The following is a 21101-nucleotide window of genomic DNA, read 5'->3' on the forward strand; positions in this document are numbered from 1 at the left end:
ACACAACTTTCCTACACTTCCCAAAGAAAGATTAAGTTAAATATAAACACATAACCTTCGGACATTTCACAAAGAAAGATTGAATTACGCATATACACACAACCTACCGACACTTCCGAAGAATGGTCGAGTTACATATATAAACACAACCTTGTGGCCGCCTAAAGGGGTGGTACGTACTTATGCCATAACTCTGTACCTTGGTGCCGCTTTTGCGCCGGAGGCCATAAGAAAGGTTGGCTTTTCGTTCTCAAAAAATGCTGCTACGTTGATGGTCATCAAATATCGGCGGTTATTTTCTGACTCAAGACGAAAGGACAGATTCCCTCATGATTTCTGGATCAGATAATGTGGAAAAGGGTGAGCATGCGCTGAAAGGTGAGACGCCTGCGCAAATTTTCTCCCCATCGGATGTGCCAGGCCCCCCACCGTCAGTCATGCCGGATTCCCGCGGAGACGGCACGAACCCGCGGACCCCGTGGCCGACCTGCGGTGGACCTGGTCGAAATGGCGAGGTGAAGTGCGGTAACCCCGCCGTGAGGCAGGCTGCCAACCTGTGTGCCTCCCACGACCGTCAACTACGCCGGAGGGGCGAGCTGATACCCCTGCGAACGCGGAAAAGCAAGGCTCCTTGCGTGGGTCCCGGCCCCGATGGCGAGGCCTGTGGCCGTCGGGTCTATTTCCGGGATCCAGGACAGGATGATGGGGTCTGCAAATCACATTACGACCAATTGAAGCGCCGGGGTTGGTTGGGGACCATAGCACCGAAGCCAGCCCCGGTTCCTGATTCCGATTGTCAGGGACCTGGGCAAGACGGATCCCCGACTTGTGGCCGGAAGGCCGAATACGGCTCCGGATACTGCGCCCCGCACGACCGGCAGTTCCGCAAAACCGGGAATCTTAAACCGATACGCCGTACCAACACTCCAGACGGCCCCTGCATAGGTCCAGGCGACGGAGCGACCTCATGCGGGCGGCCGATGAAAAACAAGTCCCTGAAGCTCTGTGGTGGCCATTATGCCCAACAACATCGGGGGGACGTCCTGACGCCGCTCAAGAAAAGCAGGAAGCGGGGACTATCTACTCCCTGCAAATTTCCTGGATGCAGGTACCTTGATGCTCCGGACGGCAATGGATACTGTCGCCACCATTGGCGCCAGCAGTTCTTGGGCCATGAGCTTGTCCCCCTTAAGGGAACTCCGAACCGTGGTCGTCTAGTGCTCGTCCGTGACATGTTTGGAAACAAGCTGTGTCCGCCCTGCGGCGAGTGGAAGCCTGAGCATGACTTCTCCAAGAACTCCAAGTCCAGCGACGGACTGAACGGTCGGTGCAGGCGTTGTCATGCATCGGCTCAAAAGAAGGCGAAGTACGGCATTGATCTAGGCGAGTTCGAAACGCTGATGCAAGCCCAGGGAGGGCAATGTGCCATTTGCCCAGCAACTGCAAGGGCTGACGGTTTTCGCTTGTCCATAGACCATGACCACGCTTGTTGCCCGGGAACCCTTTCATGCGGGAATTGTATTCGAGGACTCCTTTGCCCCGACTGCAATCGCGGCCTTGGGCTCTTTCGCGACAACATTCAGTCGCTGTTGAGGGCTGCAGAATACCTCAGCGGAGGCGGAGTAATCACACCTAGGGTTCCAACCCTCGAGGCGGTACTTGACGCTGACGAACCGAGATCTGGCAGCGTCGATGATGATGACGATGGACTCTCTGGCGCCATGGCCGTTGCCTGAGGGCTGAACAACGCCTTCTGGTGTGCGTCGATGGGCGCGTCCGACCAAGCCGGACGCGCCCATCGTTTGATACGAACCCTACGAAGTGGTTCACAGCACCGGGTTCAGTCGATGAGCACCGGGGACTTGGCGGGCTCAGAAGATTCGACAACCGGCGCAACCTTCCGGTTCCGGTGGTGCACCCAGCACCCCACCGCAAGAAGCGCCACGAGTGCGAAAGTGCTCAGGAGCTGGGGACGGGAATCCTCGCCGATGAAGCCCACCGTGAAGATTGCGGCGAGGATGACCAGGCCAAACACCGTGAGCCACGGGAAGCCGGGCATCCGCAGGGGAAGCTCCATCCCCTCGCGGTCGGCGCGGAGGCGCAGCGCAAGCTGGGCCAGGAGCGCGGACGTCCACACCAGCAGGCACGTCGAACCCACGATGTTGAGCAGGACGGGCAGGACCTTCTCGGGGAAGGCCAGCTCCAGCACCACCGTGACAACACCGAAGGCAACGCTGGCCAGGACTGCGACAACCGGGACACGCGCCTTGGACACCGAGGCAAGCAGGCGTGGTGCCTCACCCCTCTCCGCGAGGGAGTACGCCATCCGTGACGCACCGTAGAGGTTGGCGTTGAGGGCCGAAAGCAGTGCTGCCACGGCCACCAGGGTGATGGCGGTGGCAGCACCGGGCATTCCGGCGGCGTCCAGCACTGCGGCGAACGGGCTCTTCAGCCCGGCCGAACCGACGGGAACAACAGCCGCGATGACGAAGATGGCGCCGATGTAGAAGACCAGGATGCGCCACAGCACCGTCCGGACTGCTTTCTTCACGCTGCGTGCAGGCTCGGCGGTTTCAGCTGCCGCCACCGAGACAATCTCAGTGCCGCCGAACGCGAAGGCCACCACGAAGAGTGCCGTGGCAATACCGGCAAAACCGCTGGGCGCGAATCCGGCACCCGTGAAGTTGGACAGGCCCGGCGACTGGACGCCCGGCAGCCAGCCGAAGAGCAGCGCGGCGCCCACAGCGAGGAACGCCACGATTGCTGCCACCTTCAGCAGAGCGAACCAGAACTCGAACTCGCCGAAGTTCTTCACACTGGTGAGGTTCACGGCGGTGAGCACCACGATGAACACGAAGGCCATGAGCCACACGGGCAGGGCCGGGAAGATGGTGGCCAGCAGGCCGGCCGCACCGAGCGCTTCCGCCGCGATGACCACCACGAGCTGCAGCCACCAGAGCCAGCCCACCGTGGCACCGGCCACCGGCCCGTAGGCCTTGGCGGTGTAAACGGAGAAGGCGCCGCTGTCCGGGTTGGCGGCGGCCATCTCGCCCAGCGCCCACATCACCAGGATGATGAGCGTGCCGGCCACGAGGTAGGAGATCAGCACCGCCGGGCCGGCAGCCTGGATGCCTGCGCCGGAGCCGATGAAGAGGCCGGCGCCGATGGCGCTTCCCAGGCCCATCATGGTGAGCTGGCGGGGTTTGAGGGCCGCGCCGAGGGCGCGGGCAGACGTCTTTGTCTGTTGTTCCATGGGAATTCCTCTGGTTGTAGGTGGAACGGGTTGGTAAAAGTCAGTCGGTTGTCAGGCTGCGTGCGCTTCCAAGAGCCGGAGCACGCGGTCGTTGGAGGCGGTATCGGCAACGGTGATCCGCACGCCGTCGCCCTGGTACGCCCGGACCATGAGGCCGGCGGCGTCAAACGCATCCACCAGCCTCGCGCGGAGGCTCTCGTCTGCGCGGATCCATAGGAAATTGCCCTGGCTCGGCTGCAGTTTCCAGCCCTGGGCTTCGAGCTGCGCGGCCATCCGTGCGCGTTCCTGCCTGACGGCGGCCACCCGCGCTTCCATCTCCTCCCCCGCGTCCAACGACGCGATGGCCGCCTTCTGGGCCAGCGCGCTGACCGAGAAGGGAAGGGCGGTCCGGCGGAGTCCCTCGGCGATGGCCGGCACCGCCACGGCGTATCCCACGCGCAAGCCGGCGAGCCCGTAGGCCTTGGAGAAGGTGCGCAGGATGCAGACGTTCGGGTACCGGCGGTAGAGCGCCAGGGAATCGGGGCCGCTGCCCGCTTCGGCGTATTCCACATAGGCCTCGTCGATCACCACGAGGACGTCGGAGCGGACGGCCTGCAGGAAGGCCTCAATGCGGTCGTGGCTGATCGGCACGCCGGTGGGATTGTTGGGGGTGCAGAGCAGGATGACCTTCGTGCGGTCAGTGACGGCCGCGGCCATGGCCTCGAGGTCGTGGCCCTCAACGTCGTCCAGCGGGATGCGGACCGGCCGGGCGCCTGCCAGCTCAACCAGGATGGGGTAGGCCTCGAACGAGCGCCACGCGAAGATCACTTCATCGCCGGCGTCGCACAGGCCGGTGATGATCTGCTGGAGGACGCCCACGCTGCCGGGTCCCACCGCCACCTCTCCGGCCGTGACGCCGAGGTGGAGGGCAATCCGTTCACGGAGTTCGACGGCGGCACTGTCCGGGTAGCGGTTCATCGTACCGGCCGCGGCGGCCACCGCGGCGGCGGCAGCGGGCAGGGGCTCGTAGTGGCTTTCGTTGCTGGCGAGGGCTGCAATGTCCGCGCCTGCGCTGCGCCGTCCCGGGACGTAGGGCGGGAGGCCGGCCACCGCGCCACGAAGGGTGGGGAGCGCGGTGTCCGGTGCGGTGAGGAGCTGATCACGGGTCATGAGGACCGATCATGGTTGTGACCCTGCCCACAATGCAAGATACCCTCAAGCCATTGGGACTTCTGCTCAACTTCAACAGTCTGTGGTGAAAATATGACCATCCCGAACCCCCGCGCCCTGGATTCTCTCGACGGCAGGATCATCCTGGCCCTCGACAAAGATCCCGAAGCCAGCGCCCTGGCACTCTCGCGGACGCTCGGCGTGGCACGGAACACGGTGCACGCCCGGCTGGCACGGCTCGAGCGCAGCGGCGCCCTCCGCTCCTTCAGCCGGAGGCTGGATCCCGCCGCGCTCGGCTATGACCTGATGGCCTTCCTCTCGCTGTCCATCAGCCAGACGCGGACGGGCGCGGTGGAAGACGGGCTCGCCGCGATCCCGGAGGTCATCGAGGTGCACGCCACCACCGGGGACGCGGACCTCATGGCCAAGGTGGTGGCACGCAGCACGGCGGATCTCTACCGCATCACCAACGAGATCCTGGAAATCGAGGGGATCCAGCGGACCAGCACGGCCATTTCCGTACTGGAACTCATGCCGCCCCGCTATGACGGCCTCCTGAGCCGGCTCTCCGAGCAGGAATCCCGCCCCTCCTCCTGAGTGCGGGTGATGCACACCACAGGTGCGCATATTTTCAGTTCAATCGGCACTCGCCTGCCAAATATCCCAATCGAACTCGACTCTCTTGCCTATCTGTGAACCAGCCCACAAGATTCCTGCATGACTTCACTTACCGTCTCCGGCCGCGTGGCGCAGGTTCTCAGCAGCTATCTCAGCGATGTCTTCGGCGTGATGGGCAACGGAAACGTCTACTTCCTGGACGCCGCTGAAAAGCTGGGCCTCCGCTTCTCCCCCGTCCGCCATGAAGGCGCCGCCATCGCCGCGGCCGATGCCTACTACCGGACGTCAGGACGTCTCGCCGCGGGCACCACCACCTACGGCCCCGGCTACACCAACGCACTCACCGCCCTCGCCGAGGCGGTCCAGGCCCAGATCCCCGTGGTGCTGATCACCGGGGACGCGCCGAGCACCGGCGCCCGGCCCCAGGACGTGGACCAGACGGCAATCGCTGCAGGCCTCGGCGCGGCGACCTTCACCGTCACCCGCGACGCCGCGGGCTCCATCACGCAGCAGGCGGTGGAGTACGCACTCACCAAGCGGACCGCCGTCGTCATTGCCATCCCCTACGACCTCGCGGCACTCGAGGCTGCGGACGAAGAGCTTCCCGAGCCGCTGGCACCGGCGGTGATTGACGACGTCGACGGCGGACTCGGGCAGGTGGCCCGCCTGCTCGCCGGGGCGACTGTCTCTTATACACATCTAGATGTGTATAAGAGACACCTCGCCGGCGCCGGCCCGGAGCTCCGCGAGCTTGCCGACCGGCTGGGCGCCCTGACCGCCGGAACCGCCCTGGCGCTCAACCTGCTCCAGGGCGAGGGGTACCTGGGCGTCGCCGGCGGCTTCGGCACGGATACCGCGGCCGGGCTCATGGCTGAGGCCGACGTGGTCCTGGTGGCCGGGGCAAGCCTGAGCCCGTTCACCATGCGGTTCGGGCACCTGCTCGGCCCGGACAGCACCGTCGTCCAGATCGACGCCGCGCTGCAGCCGACGAACCCCCGGGTGGATACGTTCGTCAGCGCGGACGTGAAGTCTGCTGCGGGACACATCCTGAGGATGCTGGATGGCACGGCCTCGCCGGACGCTGGCCGGGCAGATGCCTGGCGCGCGGAAGCCCGCCGGCGCCTGGCCGAGGGACCGGCCCATCAGGCAGGCTCCGCGGAGACGCCGGACGGCGGCTGGACCCGCGCTCCCTTGCCACGGCACTGGATGCGGTGCTGCCGGAGCGCCGCACGGTGGTCCAGGACGGCGGGCACTTCGTCGGCTGGGCACCCATGTACTGGCGGATCCCGCGCCCCCAGGACCTGGTCATGGTGGGCACCGCCTACCAGGCCATCGGGCTGGGCCTGGCCAGCGCCGTCGGGGCAGCCCGCGCCGTGGAGGACGGCCGCACCCTGGTGCTGGCCTCCGGCGACGGCGGTTTCCTGATGGGCCTGTCCGACCTCGAATCACTGATTGGAGCGGCGGGCAGCGCCGTCGTGGTGATCTACAACGATGCCGCCTACGGAGCCGAAATCCACCAGTACGGCTCCCAGGGCCTGACTGAAAAGCCCATGCTGATCCCCGAGGTGGACTTCAGCGGCATCGCCCGCGCGCTCGGTGCCGAGTCGGCGATCATCCGCTCACTGGCGGACCTTGACGCACTCAAGGACTGGATCGACGCCGGCGCCAAAGGAACCTTCGTGGCCGACTGCCGCATCACGTCGAGCGTCCGGGCCCCGTGGCTGAGCGAGTGGATGCAGGCCAAGCAGGAGGCGAAGGCGGCGGTGGCGGGTTAACTACCTCAGGCTGCCGCCGTCGGATATGTTCCGACGGCGGCAGGCCAGTCAGGCTCGTGAGTCAGGACAGCTGGTGGGTCAGAGCGCCCCCGCCACGGCCGCGGCCTCAGCTCCGGCTGAGGCTCTTGGGGAAGCGTTGGCCGCGACGTCCGCGAGCCGGAGCCAGGTGTCCACCACGGTGTCCGGGTTCAGCGAGACGGAGTCGATGCCCTGATCCACCAGCCACTCTGCGAAATCCGGGTGGTCGCCGGGGCCCTGGCCGCAGATGCCCACGTACTTGCCGCGTTCCCGGCAGGCCCTGATGGCCATGCTGAGGAGCTTCTTGACGGCAGGATCGCGCTCTTCGAAACCTGCGGACACGATCGCCGAGTCGCGGTCCAGGCCCAGCGCCAGCTGGGTCATGTCATTGGAGCCGATCGAAAAGCCGTCAAAGTAGTCCAGGAATTCGTCGGCAAGCAGCGAGTTAGAGGGAAGCTCGCACATCATGACCACTTCAGGCCGTTCTCGCCGCGGCGCAGCCCGTTCTCGGCGAGCAGCTCGATGACCCGCGGTCCTCGCACTCAAGGTCGAAGCAGTCACGGAAGGACGGCTCCAGGTAGCGTGAGGCGCCGCGGAAGCCGAGCATCGGGTTCTCTTCGCGCGGTTCGTAGGCCGGTCCGCCCAGGAGGTTGGCGTACTCGTTGGACTTGAAGTCGGACATTCTCACAATCGCCGGTTCGGGCGTGAACGCGCCCCAGACGATGTGGGGCCGCACGGCTGCGACCCGGTATTCCGGAGCGTCCGCTGCCAGCGCCAGCAGCTCCGCCTCGGCCTTGGTGCGTGAGTAGTGGCCGTTCGCCGATGGCCGATAGGTCCGCCGGGACGCTGGGGGCCGCGGTGTCCGGCGGCTGCGGTTCCGTTGCGGGGACCGTTACTGAGGCGCTGTTGCTCGGGCCCGATACGTTGCCGGCGCCGTCGATGGCTGTAACCGAATACGTCTATGTGCCGGCGGCGAGACCCTGGTCGGCGAAGCGTGCCGGCTACGGTGCCTGGCAGGACAGTTCCATTGCGCGTTACGCGGTAGCCAGCGACGGCGACGTCATCGCTGCTGGCTGTCCAGCGTAAGTTGGCGGTGCTCCCCTCGAGAACGGCTGCCAAGTTCGTCGGGGCGGAAGGTGTTGTGGTGTCCGACTGCGGCGGGGGCTGCGGCGGCCAGCATTCCTGCTGGACCTAGGAGAAACCCTGCTGGACCTGGGGAGCTAGCCGAGCACCGACTCCCGCCCTGATAGAACCAAAAAGGAGGCCGACGACGACACTGACTGTCGCCGTCGGCCTCCTGCTCAACCCTCGGTGGTGCAATCCCGCCGGGGCACCGGGCGTCTAAGCCGCCGCGGGAAGTGTTACAAAGTTGCCCTCGACGACACTCGCGTCAACAGTCGGGAGCCCGTCCACCGTGGCATAGCTGCCACGGGTGACAGGGGGGAGGTTCCGGCTGCCGGCAACGGCAACATACGTGCCCTCAAAGCGGGCCGCGGGACTGCCGGCAGGACGAGTCACGTAGCTACCGCCACGCGGTGCGGTGCCAGCGGCTGGGATAACGGTTTCGGTGGTCAATGGCGAGGTTGCGGGGCGTTCGGCCAGCAAAGTCATGGGTTCTCCTTGGGGTTTCAGGATGAGAGCCGTTCAGATTTTTGTGCCGCTCAAGCAGAAGGGCGCCCGCGGCTTGTGTCGCATGCCCAGCTGGCCCGGGAATGTTCACCGGTGCGGTACTCAAGGGCGACGGTGGCCTGGTTTCAACTTTAGGGCTTATCACGAGCTACTCAAAATAAAGTGGGAAGGCTCACGTTCAGCAGCTGCCGACAACCCAGGCCATCCGACACTGTCACTTCGAGCGGCAGTCCGGGCACAATGGCAGAGGCGGATCGCGCCGGAACCCGGGAGGAAACCATGGCTGGAAACCCTGCAGCAATAGTCTTCGACGTCAACGAGACGTTGTCCGATATGTCACCCCTGGCGGACCGGTTTGCGGACGTGGGTGCTCCTCCGCTGCTGGCGAAGGTGTGGTTTGCCAGCCTGCTGCGTGACGGCTTCGCCCTTGCCGCCGCCGGGGACAAGCAGGCGTTTGCTTATATCGGGGCTGAAGCCCTGCGCGGGCTGCTTCCAGCAAAGGAACTCAACCGGGACGCGGAGGAGTCCGTGCAACACATCATGACCGCCCTGTCCGGACTGAAGCTGCACCCGGACGTCCCCGGAGGCGTACGGGCACTGAAGAACGCCGGCTACCGGCTGGCAACACTGACCAACGGCTCCACTGGCACCGCCGAGAAACTGTTCACGGACGGCGGGATCCGGGACCAGTTTGACCTCCTGCTATCCGTAGAGGATGCACCGGCCTGGAAGCCGGCGCCCGCCTCCTACCACTACGCCAGCGGCGTCCTCGGTGTTCCGGCCGGGCAACTGCTGCTGGTGGCGGTACACCCCTGGGACATCCACGGGGCCGCGCGGGCAGGCTTGCACACCGCCTGGCTCAACCGCACCGGAGCACAGTACCCCGCCTATTTTTCGAAGCCGGACTACACTTTGGCAACCCTGGACGAACTGCCCGGCGCCTTGGCCGCGGATTGCTAAACCCGCGGGGTCACGGCGGACAGATACCTAAGCGGTGTGCCGGAGGATGTTCAGCGCGGTGTCCGGTTTCCGCCACCGCTACGCGGGCAGGGCCCACCCGCGCTGCGTAGGCGTCTGCCAGCCTCGCCAGCCCCTCGTCGATCGAGACGGCGGGGGTCCAGTCGAGGAGTTCCCTGGTCTCGCGCTGGTCGAACCAGTGGGCGGTGGAGAGCTGCTCGGCGAGGAACCGGGTCATCGGCGGTTCCTCTTTCCTTCCAACCCAGGTCCAGAGCTTCTCCACCACGGCTCCCGCCGCCCGTGCCACCGCACCGGGCACGTGCCACGATGGCGCGGGGACGCCTCCCGCGGCGCAGATGCCCGCCAGCAGTTCCCCCACCGGCCGCGGCTCGCCGTTACTCACCACCACAGCCCTGCCGTGCACGTGTTCCATGCGGTGCAGCGCGGCGACGATGGCCGCGGCCGCGTTGTCCACGTAGGTGGTGTCGATCAGGGCCGCACCGGCATCGAGCAGCGGCAGGCGGTGACGGCTTGCACGTGCCAGGACCCGTTCCACCAGTTGGGTGTCCCCGGGGCCCCAGACGATGTGGGGCCGCACGGCTGCGACCCGGAATTCCGGAGCGTCGGCTGCGAGCGCCAACAGCTCAGCCTCGGCCTTGGTGCGGGAGTAGTCACCGTGCGCACGCTGCGGGTCAGCCGGCTCCGCGCCCAGCCCGGCGATCGCGGCACCGGTATTGGCTACGGACGGGGAGGACACATACACCAGGTCCCGCACTCCGGCCGCACGGGCGGCATGGAGCAGGCGGCGGGTGCCTTCAACATTCACCTCATCGAACTCCGCGGCACGACCCGCGAAAGAAACCTTTGCTGCCAGGTGGATGATTCCTTCCGCGCCTTCGACTGCTTTCCGCAGCGCTTCAGCGTCCGCGACGGACCCGCAGAAGTCCGTGGCGCCGTCGACCCCTGACGGACGGCGCTGGAAGGTGGTGACGTCATGGCCCTGGCGCACCAGCAGCCTGGCAACTTCTCCCCCGAGCAGCCCGCTTGCTCCGGTGACGAGGACCCTCATGGCTTCCCTGGCCGCCCGCCGGCCAGCACCCGCGTAGCCCAGCGGGACAGCCGGCTCCGGTCGATCTTGGCGTTGTGCCGGATGTCGGTGGGCTGTGCGGGGACCTCAAGCACAGCGGATACCTGGACGCCGGCCTCAAGCGCCGCCCTGCGGACTCTCCCGGCGAGCTGCGGGGCAGCAGGGCGGCTTTACGCGCGGCCGGGACGGTTTCGACGACGGCGACCACGGCCTGGGTGCCCGCCGGCCCGGCGCCGGTGACCGCGGCCAGCCGGACGCCGTCCAGGCGTTCGATGGCCTGCTCCGCGCCCACGGGCGTCACCACAGCACCAGGCGCTGTCACCACATGGGCGAGGCGTCCCTCCACCCACAGCCGGCCGGCGCCGTCGAAGTGCCCCACATCGCCGGTGCGGTGCCAGCCGGGCAGGCTCGCGCTCTCCTGCTGGGTCAGCCAGAGCCGGTCGTACGCTTCCTTGACGTGCGGGGCACTGACCAGGATCTCGCCGGTTATTCCGGGCTCCGTCACGGGACAGGAACCGGGCGCCGTGCCATCGGCCGCCAGCGGCACGACGGCCACCCGGGCGCCATGCACCGCCCACCCCACACAGACGCCGTTGCCTGCTCCCGCCACGGCGCTTGCGGCAGTGTCAGCGCCGGCGGCAGTGTCAGCGACAGTGCCGGCGGCAGCATCGGCGTCGGCCGCCTGGATCTGTCCCAGGCTGATGTCGGTAACGGGCAGCGCTTCGGTCATCCCGTACGGGGTATGCAGCGAGGCCGGGGCAGCAGCCGCTGCACCTCTGCCAGCAGCGGTTCCGGGACGGGCGCGCCGGCAGAGAGCAGCAATCCGATGCCGTCAAAGCCTCACGCCCTGCTTCATCCAGGCCATCGCGGGTGGCGATGACGTTGCGCAGCGCGGCGGCGAGGCGAAGACCACCGTGGCGTCGATCGCCTTGGCGGCGCCGGCGAGCGCGCCCGCGGTCAGGGTGCGGGGCGCGGTGACGTCCATGGCCGGTGTCACCGACACTGCTCCGAGTGCCGGTCCCAGCAGGGCGAACGGCGCAAAACCGGCCACCAGCCGTGCTCCGGGACGGAGGTCGAAGGTTGCGGCCACGGTGTCCCGCATCGCGGCAAGCTGCCGGTGGGTATAGAGCACGCCTTTCGCCGGGCCGGTGGAGCCCGAGGTGAAGAGGACGGCGGCCGGGGCGTCCGCGTCCACGCCGTCCCCGGCTGCAATGAATCGCGGCGGCACCGGTACGCGCCAGAGCGTCGAGGGAGGCTTCGACGCCCAGCATCCGGCGGCGGGCGGCCGGGAGCTCCCGCACACTGATCCGGCGTCCAGGCCAGCCGAGCACTGAGGCGGCCGCGAGCGCCTTGTCGATTCCGATCAGGAAATCGGGGGTTGCGCCTTTCACGGCACGGCTGAGGCCCCTGGTTCCCAGTCCGGCGTCGGCCACCACCACCACGGCCCCCAGCCGGAGGCAGGCGTAGAGGGCGGCGGTCAGGTCCACCCCGGCGGAACCATCAGGCTGACCCGGCTGCCGCTGTGCACCCCGGCTTCCCGCAGTCCCGCAGCCAGGTCCAGGATGTTCCGGTCCAGCTGCTGCCAGCTGAGCGAGCTGGCCACCGTGCCGTCCGGCGCCATTTCCGCGACGGCGGTGTCCGCGCCCCGGGCCCTGCCGCCTGCTTGCCGAGCAGGTCCCACAGGGGCCGGAATTCGGTCTGCTCCGGCTCAGCTGCGTGGTCCGGCCGCCGGCCGCCGGGCGTCATGGCGTCCGCTACCGCGGATGGGCTGTCGGGGGCGACAGCATTTCCGGCGCCAAAGTTTCTGGCGAGCCATTGGAAGACCGGCGCGGCAATGTTCCGGTCCTCCGCCACGAGATGGCCGGCGCCTTCGAAGCGGTGCACATCCGCATGCGGAAGCCGGGTAATGAGGTCCTTGAGGTACCGGTCGGAAAAGATGGGATCACGGGGGCCCCAGAGCATCAGCGCCGGGACCTTCAACCCGCGCAGCCTTTCCGCGGCGCCGGTGAGCGCGGAAAAACTGGGGTGGGAGGCGTCCACGGAGATGTCCGCCACGAAGTTCCCTACTCCGGTGCGGCGGTGGGCTTCGCGGTAGGGAGCCATGTAGGCCGCTCGGACGTCGGCGGGCAGCGGCGGGTGGGCCAGCGAGTGCGTCACCCGAAGAAACGCGTCCGTCGTCGTCGTTCCCCAACCGTGGACGGCGGGGTGCAGGGCAAGGCGCAGCGCCGGCGGGATCGCTGAACCGGAGGGTTGGTGGACGGCCGTGTTGGTCAGCACCACCCCGGCGAGGTGCTGCGGGTGCGCCAGGGCCCAGCCCAGGCTGATCACGCCGCCCCAGTCGTGGCCCGCTGTCACCACCGGCCCATCCAGGCCGAGAGCGCCGGTCAGGTCACTTAGGTCGTTGATGCGGTCGGCCAGGCGCCGGAAGGTGCCGGTGCGCTCCGAGTAGCCCATGTCCAGTTGGTCCACCGCCACAACGCGCCACGGGTGGGCGGGATCCGATCCGGCTGCCAGCAACGTCCGCCACAGATACGACCAGGTGGGGTTGCCGTGCACACAGAGCAGGGTACCGGCGGGGACCAGTCCGAGACTGTTGAGCTGGGCTCCGTTGTCCAGCAGGTGCCAGCGGCGCACCGTGCCCGGGGTATCGGCGCCGGAGGTGGACTTGACGTCAATCTCCCGCGACCATTCCGGATCGACGCCAGGCCAGTTGGCGGTTACCAAAGAATCTCCAGCATGGCGGTGTTCAGCCCGGATCCAACGCCCATGCACAGGACCCGGTCCCCCGCTTCAAGGGATTGGGCCTCGGCGGCGAGAGTCATGGGAAGGGAGGCCGGGCCCACGTTGCCCCAGTGCGGGAACGTGATGGGCACCTTCGCGGGGTCCAGGTCGATGGCGTCGATAATCGCCTGCGTGTAGGCATTGCTCACCTGGTGCGTTACGTAGCGGTCAATGGCGGTCCAGTCCCACTCCGGCTGGGCTTCATGCCAGGCGTCGACGACGAGCTGGAGGCCGCCGTCGAGCAGTCCTTTCGTGTCGGTGGTCATGCCGTCAAGACCGCCCACGCACAACTCGTGATGTTCGGTGCCGGCGCGCATCACCCCGCCGACGATCCGGTGAGCACCGTGATGCTTGTCCGCGGGACCCAGGACGGCGGCAGCAGCTCCAGAGCCCAGGGTGAGTGTGGCGAACTCGCGGTTGAAGTCCTCCCGCGTGGTCTCGGTCCGCTGGAGGCGGGCCAGCGTGGCCTCCTGGGTGGCCTCGGCATCCTCGGCGTTAACGATCACCGCGTGTGTGATCTGCCCCGAGTCGATCATGCTGGCCGCCAGGGTCAGGCCGTTCACGAACCCCAGGCAGGCGTTGGCCAGGTCGAAGTTCATGGCCGACGACGGCAGGCCGAGTTCGTGATGGATCTTCACCGCGACGGACGGTTCAAGGTTCCGCCGCGTCACCGAGGTGTTGATCAACAGGCCGACGTCGGACGCTTCGACGCCAGCCTCGGCCAGGGCTTTGGCGCCCGTTCGGTGGCAGCATCATCAAACGAGGTCCCGGCCGCCCACCAGCGGCGGTGCGTTACGCCGGCAACACGCTCAAGCAACCGGGGCGGAAAGTTCAGCCGCTGCAGGGTCGAAGCCAGCCTGCGGTCGAAATCCTTAGAACTCACGATCCTGGGAGCCTCCACACTGCTAACAGAGAGCAGCGCGGTGTTGCTATGCCGGAAAGTTGCATTCCCTGCCAATGAAAGCCCCTGTTCGTTTCCGTGCTACATCGTTGCGGTGACTTTACCCATAAGCGCGCGTTCCTATTGGGAGGTACCGCAGCAACCAGGTCGTACACCGGAGTCACACCTGACCCCGCCGTTAGCCGACCGACCCGAAACGCCATTCGTAAGCATGCTTAGAATATAGTGGCATCGACACGCGAGCCCATATGTGACGCGCCCCGGCCTGATCATCATGCCGGGGTTTCCGTTTTCCGCTGTTTGACCAGGCCACTTCTGTTACTCGGACAGATGGTGCCGAATTCGTCTTCGCCCTTAGTCGACCTGAGACAGGCACTAGCAGGCCCTGCCTCGCCGCGAATAAAACGGCTAGCTTTGTGGTTGGAACTTCTGGGCCAGCGACGTCCCTCTCCGCTCCTCCCTTTTGAATGGATCCGCTCCCCATGTCTTCCGCCCTGCCTTTACCTGCGCCCAGACGCTTCCCGCTCGCCGCGATGCTGGTTCTGGCCACCATTGCCTTCACCGCGATCACCACGGAGTTGCTGCCGTCCGGCCTGCTGCCGCAGATCAGCGGGGGTCTGAACGTCTCCGAGCCCGTCGCCGGCTTCCTCGCCGCCGCCTACGCCGCCGTCATCGTGGTCACCGTGATCCCCGCCGCGCGGCTGCTGGCCAGGGTGCCGCGGAAGACCCTGCTCGTGTCACTCGTCCTGACGTTCGCGCTCAGCAACGTCCTGGTCGGTCTCGCGCCCAACTTCACCGCCGCCATGGCCGCGCGCTTGGTCGGTGGCCTGGCACACGGCCTGCTCTGGACCACCACGGCCCCGTTCGTCTCGCGGGTGGTCCCTGCCGATAAGGTGGGCAAGGCCTTGGCCATCGTCTTCAGCGGCAACAGCCTGAGCCTGGCCATCGGCGCTCCCGTCGGCACGGCACTGGGCACGCTCTTCGGCTGGCGCGCGGCTTTCCTCTTCCTCGCCGGCTTCGGCCTGCTCCTGACCGGCCTGGCCGTCTGGCTGCTGCCGCAGGTCTGTCGCATCCCCGACGCCGTCCGCCCCTCGCTGCGCAAAGCGATCGCGCAGCCCGGCGTGAAATCCGTGGCCATCGCCTGGCCGCTGCTGGTCCTGGCACACTTCGCACTCTTCACCTACATCGCGCCGTTCATCCGGGAAGCCGGCCTGCCCGACTACGCCGTCGGCCTCTCCCTCACCGTCCTCGGCGTTGCCGGACTGGTCGGAATCTGGATGGCGGGCCTCACCGTGGACTCTCGGCCTCGCCGTTCGCTGCTCATCACGACGGCGGCCATCGCCGTCGCGATGCTCCTCCTCCCGCTCGGCGGAGGCAACATACCCGTCGCCATGGTCCTCATGGCCGTGTGGGGTGCCGGGCTCGGCGCCGTCGGCGTCTACAACCAGACCGCTATCCTCCGGGCCGGGGGCGAGTACAAGGAAGCCGCCAACGGCCTCACCGTCCTAACCATCCAGCTCGGCATCACCATCGGCGCGCTCTATGGTTCCGCCGCCCTGGTGGTGGCCGGCCCGCTCATGGTGCCTGTCGCCGCGGCCGTGCCGGTCGTTGTCGCCCTCGTGGTCACGCGGGCGGCCGGAAGCACGCCTACCCGCCGGGCCGGAAGAGGGCGGCTCGTCAGAGCCGGAAGTCAGGGAATCGGCGCTTCAGCAGCACTCAGGCGCGTTCGACAGGACCTGATAGGCAGAAGCGTGGCGCGCGGAAGCCCGCAGGCGCCTGGGCGAGGGGGCGGCCGGCCGGCTGGACCCGCGCGCCCTTGCCACAGCCTTGGATGCCGTGCTGCCGGAGCGCCGCACCGTGGTCCAGGACGGCGGGCACTTCCTCGGCTGGGCCCCCATGTACTGGCACATCCCGCGGCCGCAGGACCTGGTCATGGTGGGCACGGCCTTCCAGACCATCGGGCTCGGCCTTGCCAGCGCCGTCGGGGCAGCCCGCGCTGCGGTGGCAGGCTAACTTGCGAAGCCGTTGGGCTGGGCGGCACCCATGTCTCTTATACACATCTAGATGTGTATAAGAGACATGTCGTACTCCACGACGGCGGCCGCTGGCCAGGTGACCCGTCGGCTACGCCCTATCGCACCGGACTATCGGCAGACAAGCCGCCACAGCGACGTGACCTCGGCCGTGCGCGCCTCGAACAGGGGATCGTCGCGGTCCGATGCCTTCGGATGCGTTGGCTTGGTGTCCAGCCGCTCCACCACCTTCAGCCCGGCCGCCGTGATGGCGGTCAGCAGATCGTCGCGCGTCCGCAGGCCAAGGTGCTCGGCCAGGTCGGAGAGGACAAGCCAGCCCTCACCGCCCGGCTCCAGATGGTCGGTGAGTTCGTTCAGGAAGCGGAAGAGCATCCTGCTTCCGGGGTCGTAGACGGCGTTGTCCAGGGTGGAATGCGGCGTGGCCGGAATCCAGGGCGGGTTGCACACGATCAGGGGTGCCCGTCCGGGCGGGAACATGTCGGTCAGGACGGCCTCAGCACGGTCCTGGACGCCGAGGTTCCGGAAATTCTCAGCGGCGCAGGCGATTGCACGCGGTTCATTGTCCGTCGCCACCACGCGGTGGACGCCACGGCGCGCGAGGACGGCAGCGAGCACCCCCGTGCCGGTTCCGACGTCGAACGCCAGCGTGTCAGAGGGAAGCGCAGCGGCGGCCACGAGATCCACATACTCGCTCCGGGTGGGGAAGAACGTGCCATAGTGCGGGTGGATGCGGCCCTGCAGGGCATCGACGTGGACGCCATTCCGTCGCCACTCGTGGGCGCCAATGGCCCCGACAAGCTCATGCAGGGACACAATGGAAGATTCGCCGATATCACCGTACGCTTCAGCGGCGGCCTGCCGGATGTCCGGTGCGCGGCGCAGCGGCACCACGGGGCCCGGATCAAGAGGAATCAGCAGCAGGCCGAGAACGCGTGCACGGTGCGAGCGGGACTGGCGGTGCCGGTAGAACCTATCGGCCGGAGTTGCTGCGGTCTCTTTCTTTCCGGCGCCCATCCGCCGGTCCATGGCGTTGAGGATCTGCCGCGCGTTGTGGAAGTCACCGTGCCAGAGCATCGCGATCCCCTGTGACGCCATCCGGTTCGCATCATCGGCCGTAAGAGAGTCGGAGACCACTTCGACGCGCGTCGGCGCCGGCCTGCCGTTGGCAGAACGCCATCGCGCGGTCATGCTGCCACCGGCCTCGGCCCAGGTCACGACGGCGGGATCATCCACCGCAGCTGTGCGCGAGGGATTGGGGACCGGCGTCGGGATTCCCACGGGAGCTGGCGTGTCAGTAGTGATATAGATCCATTCCAAGTGTCCGGGGGCGGATCGGAGACTGACGATTGCGGGCGGCGATTCCACGACGTGCATTGTCAGGATACAGGGGTGCCGTGGTCGCCACCCGACCGGGCACCGCCGTCGTACTCCCTTACTCCGAGGTGTGTGGTGCGTTCAGTTCGCCTACAATCTCCACTTCAAGCGCCGCTATGGTGGCCTCGGGCAGGACGATGAGGCCGTCCAGCCACCGCCGGTTCACGGCGGCGTGCGCTGCCATGAGGGCGGCGACCTGGGCCTGGCTGGCTTGTTCCGCCTGCACCGCCTGGTTTCTGATTTTGTACAGCTCAATGCGACGACGGTGCCGGCGTTCGCTGGCCTTGGACCACGACCTTGCCCACCCTCCGGCGATTCCGCTGAGAGGCCACTGCCCCCGTCGCACCCCAAGGGGAGGCCCGAAGCCCGGCTCAACCCGTCAGTTCGTTCAGCCGGGTCCGGAGGTAGCGCCGTTCGGCGTCGTTCTCACTGAGGATCAACGCCTCCTCGAAGGCGACCCGCGCCTCGCCGAGACGGCCCACCCGGGTCAGGAAGTCGGCGCGTGCGGCGGCCAAATATGGGTAGCGGGCCAGCTGGGGCACGGCACCTAGCGCATCCAGCTCCGCCAAACCTTCCGCCGGGCCCACCGCAAAGCCGAGGGCTATGGCCCGGTTGAGTTGGACAACGGGAGATGGCCACGTCTCCATGAGCACGTCGTAGAGCCCCAGGATCTCCTGCCAGTCAGTGTCGGACCACGACGCGCTCTCGTCATGGACGGCCGCGATCGCCGCCATGACGGCGAAGCGGCCCGGGGGCCGCGAGTTCAACGCCTCGCCCAGGAGCGCCACCCCTTCTTCGATGGCCGGCCGGTCCCATTTCGACCGGTCCTGGTCCTCCATCAGCACGAGGTCCCGGTGTTCATCGAGCCGGGCGCCCCTGCGAGCGTCGGTGAGCACAACGAGAGCCAGGAGCCCGGCGACGTCGCGGTCGTGGGGAAGCAGGAGCCGGAGCATTCTCGCGAGCTCAAGGCCGCGTTCCGCGAGATCACGGCGCATCAGGTCTGCTCCTGACGGGGCCGTGTGCCCGGTGGTGTACACCAGGTAGACGACGGACAGCACGCCGTCGACGCGCTCGTGCAGCTCGGACGCCGCCGGCACACGGTAGGGGATGTGCGCGGCCGCGATCTTCTTCTTGGCCCGGGTGATCCGAGCCGCCATCGTGGCCTCGGGCAGCAGAAACGCCCGCGCCACATCAGCCGTGGAAAGGCCACAGAGGAGCCGCAGCGTCAGGGCGACCTGGGCGTCAATCGCCAGCGCCGGGTGGCAGCAGGTGAAGATCAACTGCAGCCGGTCATCGGCAATGTCTTCCGAGTCCCGGCCCGGCTCGTCCTCTGTGTACTCCTCCGGATCGAACAGCTTGGGGAGCGCCCGCTGCGCCGTCGCGGCACGGCGATGCATGTCCAGGGCCCGACGGCGGGCGGTCACCGTGAGCCACGCGCCAGGGTTCTTCGGGATGCCGCGCGGACCCCACGTGGACAGTGCGCTGGCATACGCGTCCTGGACGGCTTCTTCAGCGGTATCGATATCACCGCTAACACGTACGGTGGCCGCCAGCACGAAGGCCCACTCCCTGCGGTGCGCATCGGCAACCGCGGCAGCAACCTCCGTGCTGGCGGCCTGCGCCATCAGCTGACCATTCGCACGGGCCGGACCTCTACCCCGATGCCGGCGGGAACCTCCTTGGCGATCTCCAGCGCCTCGTCAAGGTCGTCTGCCTCGATCAGGTAGTAGCCGCCCAGCGTTTCCTTCGACTCGGCGAAAGGACCATCCGTGACCGAGAATCCACCCGCTCCGTCGCGCCGGATGGACGTCGCCGTCGAAGGTGGCTGCAGTGCGGCCCCGTTGAGCAGGGACGTGCCGCGGCGCTGCTGGAACTCCTGGTAAGGCGCGCTCATGTCCTCGCCGTCGGATTGTTTCGCCGCTTCGTCCTGGAAGATCAGGACCAGATACTTTGACATTTTCGTGCTCCCTTCGTCGTAACTCTGGTTTGCGCTTTCACTGCAACGACGTCGAAGACCTCGTTGTCAGAAGGGCCTTCCAATCGAGCCCTTACTCATACGACGCCCGCCGGAAGCGTAGATCGACAACTACTGCCAGAATTCCAAAAGAAGCCACAAAATGCCAAGGATTTTATCTTTGTGGCCGCGCTATTGAAGCGGACAGTTAGCTGCCCTCGCCGCCACCCGGCCGGCCCGAACCTCAAGGACCTCATCGTAGGATGGCTTTGCCGTTTGAAACACCGACATGTCCAGGCCGTCCGTTTCGTACTCAACATTTGGCTCCCCTATCGGGTGGTACGGCTGCTCCAGCCCCATAGCCGCCCCACCCAGCAACTTATCGGTGGCCATCACCAGATGCCGCAGCGTCTGCGCAAGCGACCACTCGCCGTCGACCGTTACATCCTCGGTGCCTGGCGGCAGCGCAGCCGCCCGCCGCAAAGTGGCGGCCCATGTATCCTCGAGCCGGGTCCAGGCCTTCCCCAGGCTGTCCGGATCGCCGGCGTGCCGCAGCTCCCGGCCAGGAAAGCGCCGGTTGAGTTCCGCGTCAACGAGCGGAGCCACGTCCACGCCGTTGACCAGCATCGATCCCTGGTCCTCGAGGAGCCAGGGAGCGTCGATGTCCAGGCGCTCAACATAAACACCGCGCATCACCGCACCGGACAGGTCGGAGCGGACGAACCTGGACCCGCTCAGGTTGACATCGGAAAACTGCGCGCCCCACAGGTCATCGGACTCGGTAAAGGTTGCCATGCGCGCCATCTTTCCCGGTGAACCGCCCATCCATCAAGGACTGCGCGACGTATTGGACCCGCGATTTTCGAAGGGGTGGCCCCGTCCGTTGACTCGCGATTCGCCGCGGAGGTGCAATTAGACTGGCTCCCGCAACTGCAGAAGCCAGTCCACGAAGCGGCCCCCGCTTCGGTGAGGCCGCCCTACGCCGGCGTCTACGCCTACACCCCGGAACTGTTCCCCACGTGGATGCGCGCCACCGGCGTCGGACTGGCCAGTGCCGTAGGACGCATCGGCAGCATCCTTGGGCAACGTGGATCCAGTCTTGAGCCAACCTTGAGGATCCGTGTCACACTGCGCATTCAATGCGTAACTGCCACGCATCTTGGGCGTGAGACGCGCGCACCCGTTGCCATGGCCAAGGCGGCCCCTACCCTGCATTCCTCGATGACCCAGACGCCGGCCTCAGCCAGATCGCGTCGGCCTCTTTGCCAGCTTCTCCCATGCGTTGGCGTCTCACGATTAACCCGCGGAGCTTCACGGGCCCTGTCCGGCATTGCCAGGACGGAGGCCATGGTGTACCTGTCTCTTCAGGGGTGGGCGGCGGCACCCATCTGAAGGACGAGTACGACGTGCCTGTCGGCCAGAACGTCTACGTTCAGATGGATCCCCTGAGCACCGCCGGGAAAACCCTCGCGGAGGCGGAACGGATCATCAAGGAGAAGTTCGACGAGATCAAGAAGAACCTCCGGGATCGGGAACAGAAACCGGATTCCGAGTAACCGGCATCCGGCAGCA

At 66.8% G+C, this 21101-nt stretch carries 13 protein-coding genes and 5 pseudogenes; 7 read left to right on the forward strand and 11 right to left on the reverse strand.

Annotation, left to right across the window (positions count from 1 at the left end; genetic code table 11):
- Positions 1–1232: 1232 nt before the first annotated feature.
- Positions 1233–1736, forward strand: a complete 504-nt coding sequence (locus tag B1A87_RS25045) for an endonuclease domain-containing protein (protein ID WP_395940272.1) — start codon at positions 1233–1235, stop codon at positions 1734–1736.
- A 104-nt stretch (positions 1737–1840) separates the two neighbouring features.
- On the opposite strand, the gene B1A87_RS13290 is transcribed toward B1A87_RS25045, so the two are convergent.
- Both B1A87_RS13290 and hisC read right to left on the reverse strand, forming a co-directional pair.
- Complete coding sequence (locus tag B1A87_RS13290; protein ID WP_078027677.1) at positions 1841–3253, reverse strand: amino acid permease; 1413 nt, start codon at positions 3251–3253, stop codon at positions 1841–1843.
- 51 nt (positions 3254–3304) lie between these two features.
- Positions 3305–4402 (reverse strand): histidinol-phosphate transaminase, encoded by a 1098-nt coding sequence (hisC, locus tag B1A87_RS13295; protein WP_078027678.1) that lies wholly within the window; start codon positions 4400–4402, stop codon positions 3305–3307.
- A 93-nt stretch (positions 4403–4495) separates the two neighbouring features.
- Between hisC and B1A87_RS13300 the strand changes: the two genes are divergently transcribed.
- On the forward strand, positions 4496–4999 hold the full coding sequence (locus B1A87_RS13300; RefSeq protein ID WP_078027679.1) for an Lrp/AsnC family transcriptional regulator: 504 nt from the start codon (positions 4496–4498) through the stop codon (positions 4997–4999).
- Between the two features lie 120 nt (positions 5000–5119).
- A pseudogene (locus tag B1A87_RS13305) lies at positions 5120–6795 on the forward strand (thiamine pyrophosphate-binding protein).
- A 78-nt stretch (positions 6796–6873) separates the two neighbouring features.
- On the opposite strand, the pseudogene B1A87_RS13310 reads toward B1A87_RS13305, so the two are convergent.
- Positions 6874–7525 (reverse strand): annotated as a pseudogene (locus tag B1A87_RS13310) (putative PEP-binding protein); the annotation flags it as partial.
- Between the two features lie 89 nt (positions 7526–7614).
- Here B1A87_RS13310 and B1A87_RS13315 point away from each other — a divergent pair.
- Both B1A87_RS13315 and B1A87_RS13325 read left to right on the forward strand, forming a co-directional pair.
- Positions 7615–7899 (forward strand): hypothetical protein, encoded by a 285-nt coding sequence (locus B1A87_RS13315; protein WP_185982326.1) that lies wholly within the window; start codon positions 7615–7617, stop codon positions 7897–7899.
- Between the two features lie 783 nt (positions 7900–8682).
- On the forward strand, positions 8683–9402 hold the full coding sequence (locus B1A87_RS13325; RefSeq protein ID WP_260680836.1) for a haloacid dehalogenase type II: 720 nt from the start codon (positions 8683–8685) through the stop codon (positions 9400–9402).
- A 10-nt stretch (positions 9403–9412) separates the two neighbouring features.
- Here B1A87_RS13325 and B1A87_RS13330 read toward each other — a convergent pair whose 3' ends face one another.
- From B1A87_RS13330 to B1A87_RS13340, 3 genes and pseudogenes are all read right to left on the reverse strand, one after another.
- Positions 9413–10468, reverse strand: coding sequence for an NAD(P)-dependent oxidoreductase (locus B1A87_RS13330; protein ID WP_078027683.1), 1056 nt, complete (start codon positions 10466–10468; stop codon positions 9413–9415).
- Positions 10465–13210 (reverse strand): annotated as a pseudogene (locus B1A87_RS25050) (alpha/beta fold hydrolase). The gene B1A87_RS13330 and the pseudogene B1A87_RS25050 overlap by 4 nt, the downstream one beginning before the upstream one ends.
- A pseudogene (locus B1A87_RS13340) lies at positions 13204–14225 on the reverse strand (3-oxoacyl-ACP synthase III). Before B1A87_RS13340 ends, B1A87_RS25050 begins: the two co-directional pseudogenes overlap by 7 nt.
- Before the next feature lie 425 nt (positions 14226–14650).
- Here B1A87_RS13340 and B1A87_RS13345 point away from each other — a divergent pair.
- Positions 14651–15828, forward strand: a pseudogene (locus tag B1A87_RS13345) (MFS transporter); the annotation flags it as partial.
- A 484-nt stretch (positions 15829–16312) separates the two neighbouring features.
- Here B1A87_RS13345 and B1A87_RS13355 read toward each other — a convergent pair.
- From B1A87_RS13355 to B1A87_RS13375, 5 genes are all read right to left on the reverse strand, one after another.
- Positions 16313–17575, reverse strand: coding sequence for a class I SAM-dependent methyltransferase (locus B1A87_RS13355; protein ID WP_313902505.1), 1263 nt, complete (start codon positions 17573–17575; stop codon positions 16313–16315).
- Between the two features lie 58 nt (positions 17576–17633).
- Entirely contained in the window at positions 17634–17801 is a 168-nt protein-coding gene (locus B1A87_RS23045) for a hypothetical protein (protein WP_185982327.1), read from the reverse strand.
- Positions 17802–17946: 145 nt separating this feature from the next.
- Entirely contained in the window at positions 17947–19200 is a 1254-nt protein-coding gene (locus B1A87_RS13365) for an RNA polymerase sigma factor (RefSeq protein ID WP_078027686.1), read from the reverse strand.
- Complete coding sequence (locus tag B1A87_RS13370) at positions 19200–19532, reverse strand: YciI family protein (RefSeq protein ID WP_078027687.1); 333 nt, start codon at positions 19530–19532, stop codon at positions 19200–19202. The genes B1A87_RS13365 and B1A87_RS13370 overlap by 1 nt, the downstream gene beginning before the upstream one ends.
- Positions 19533–19721: 189 nt before the next feature.
- Complete coding sequence (locus tag B1A87_RS13375) at positions 19722–20324, reverse strand: pentapeptide repeat-containing protein (RefSeq protein ID WP_078027754.1); 603 nt, start codon at positions 20322–20324, stop codon at positions 19722–19724.
- Positions 20325–20935: 611 nt separating this feature from the next.
- Here B1A87_RS13375 and B1A87_RS23050 point away from each other — a divergent pair.
- Positions 20936–21085, forward strand: coding sequence for a hypothetical protein (locus tag B1A87_RS23050; protein ID WP_185982328.1), 150 nt, complete (start codon positions 20936–20938; stop codon positions 21083–21085).
- The last annotated feature ends 16 nt before the right edge of the window (positions 21086–21101 follow it).

Source organism: Arthrobacter sp. KBS0703 (assembly GCF_002008315.2).
Lineage (GTDB): Bacteria > Actinomycetota > Actinomycetes > Actinomycetales > Micrococcaceae > Arthrobacter.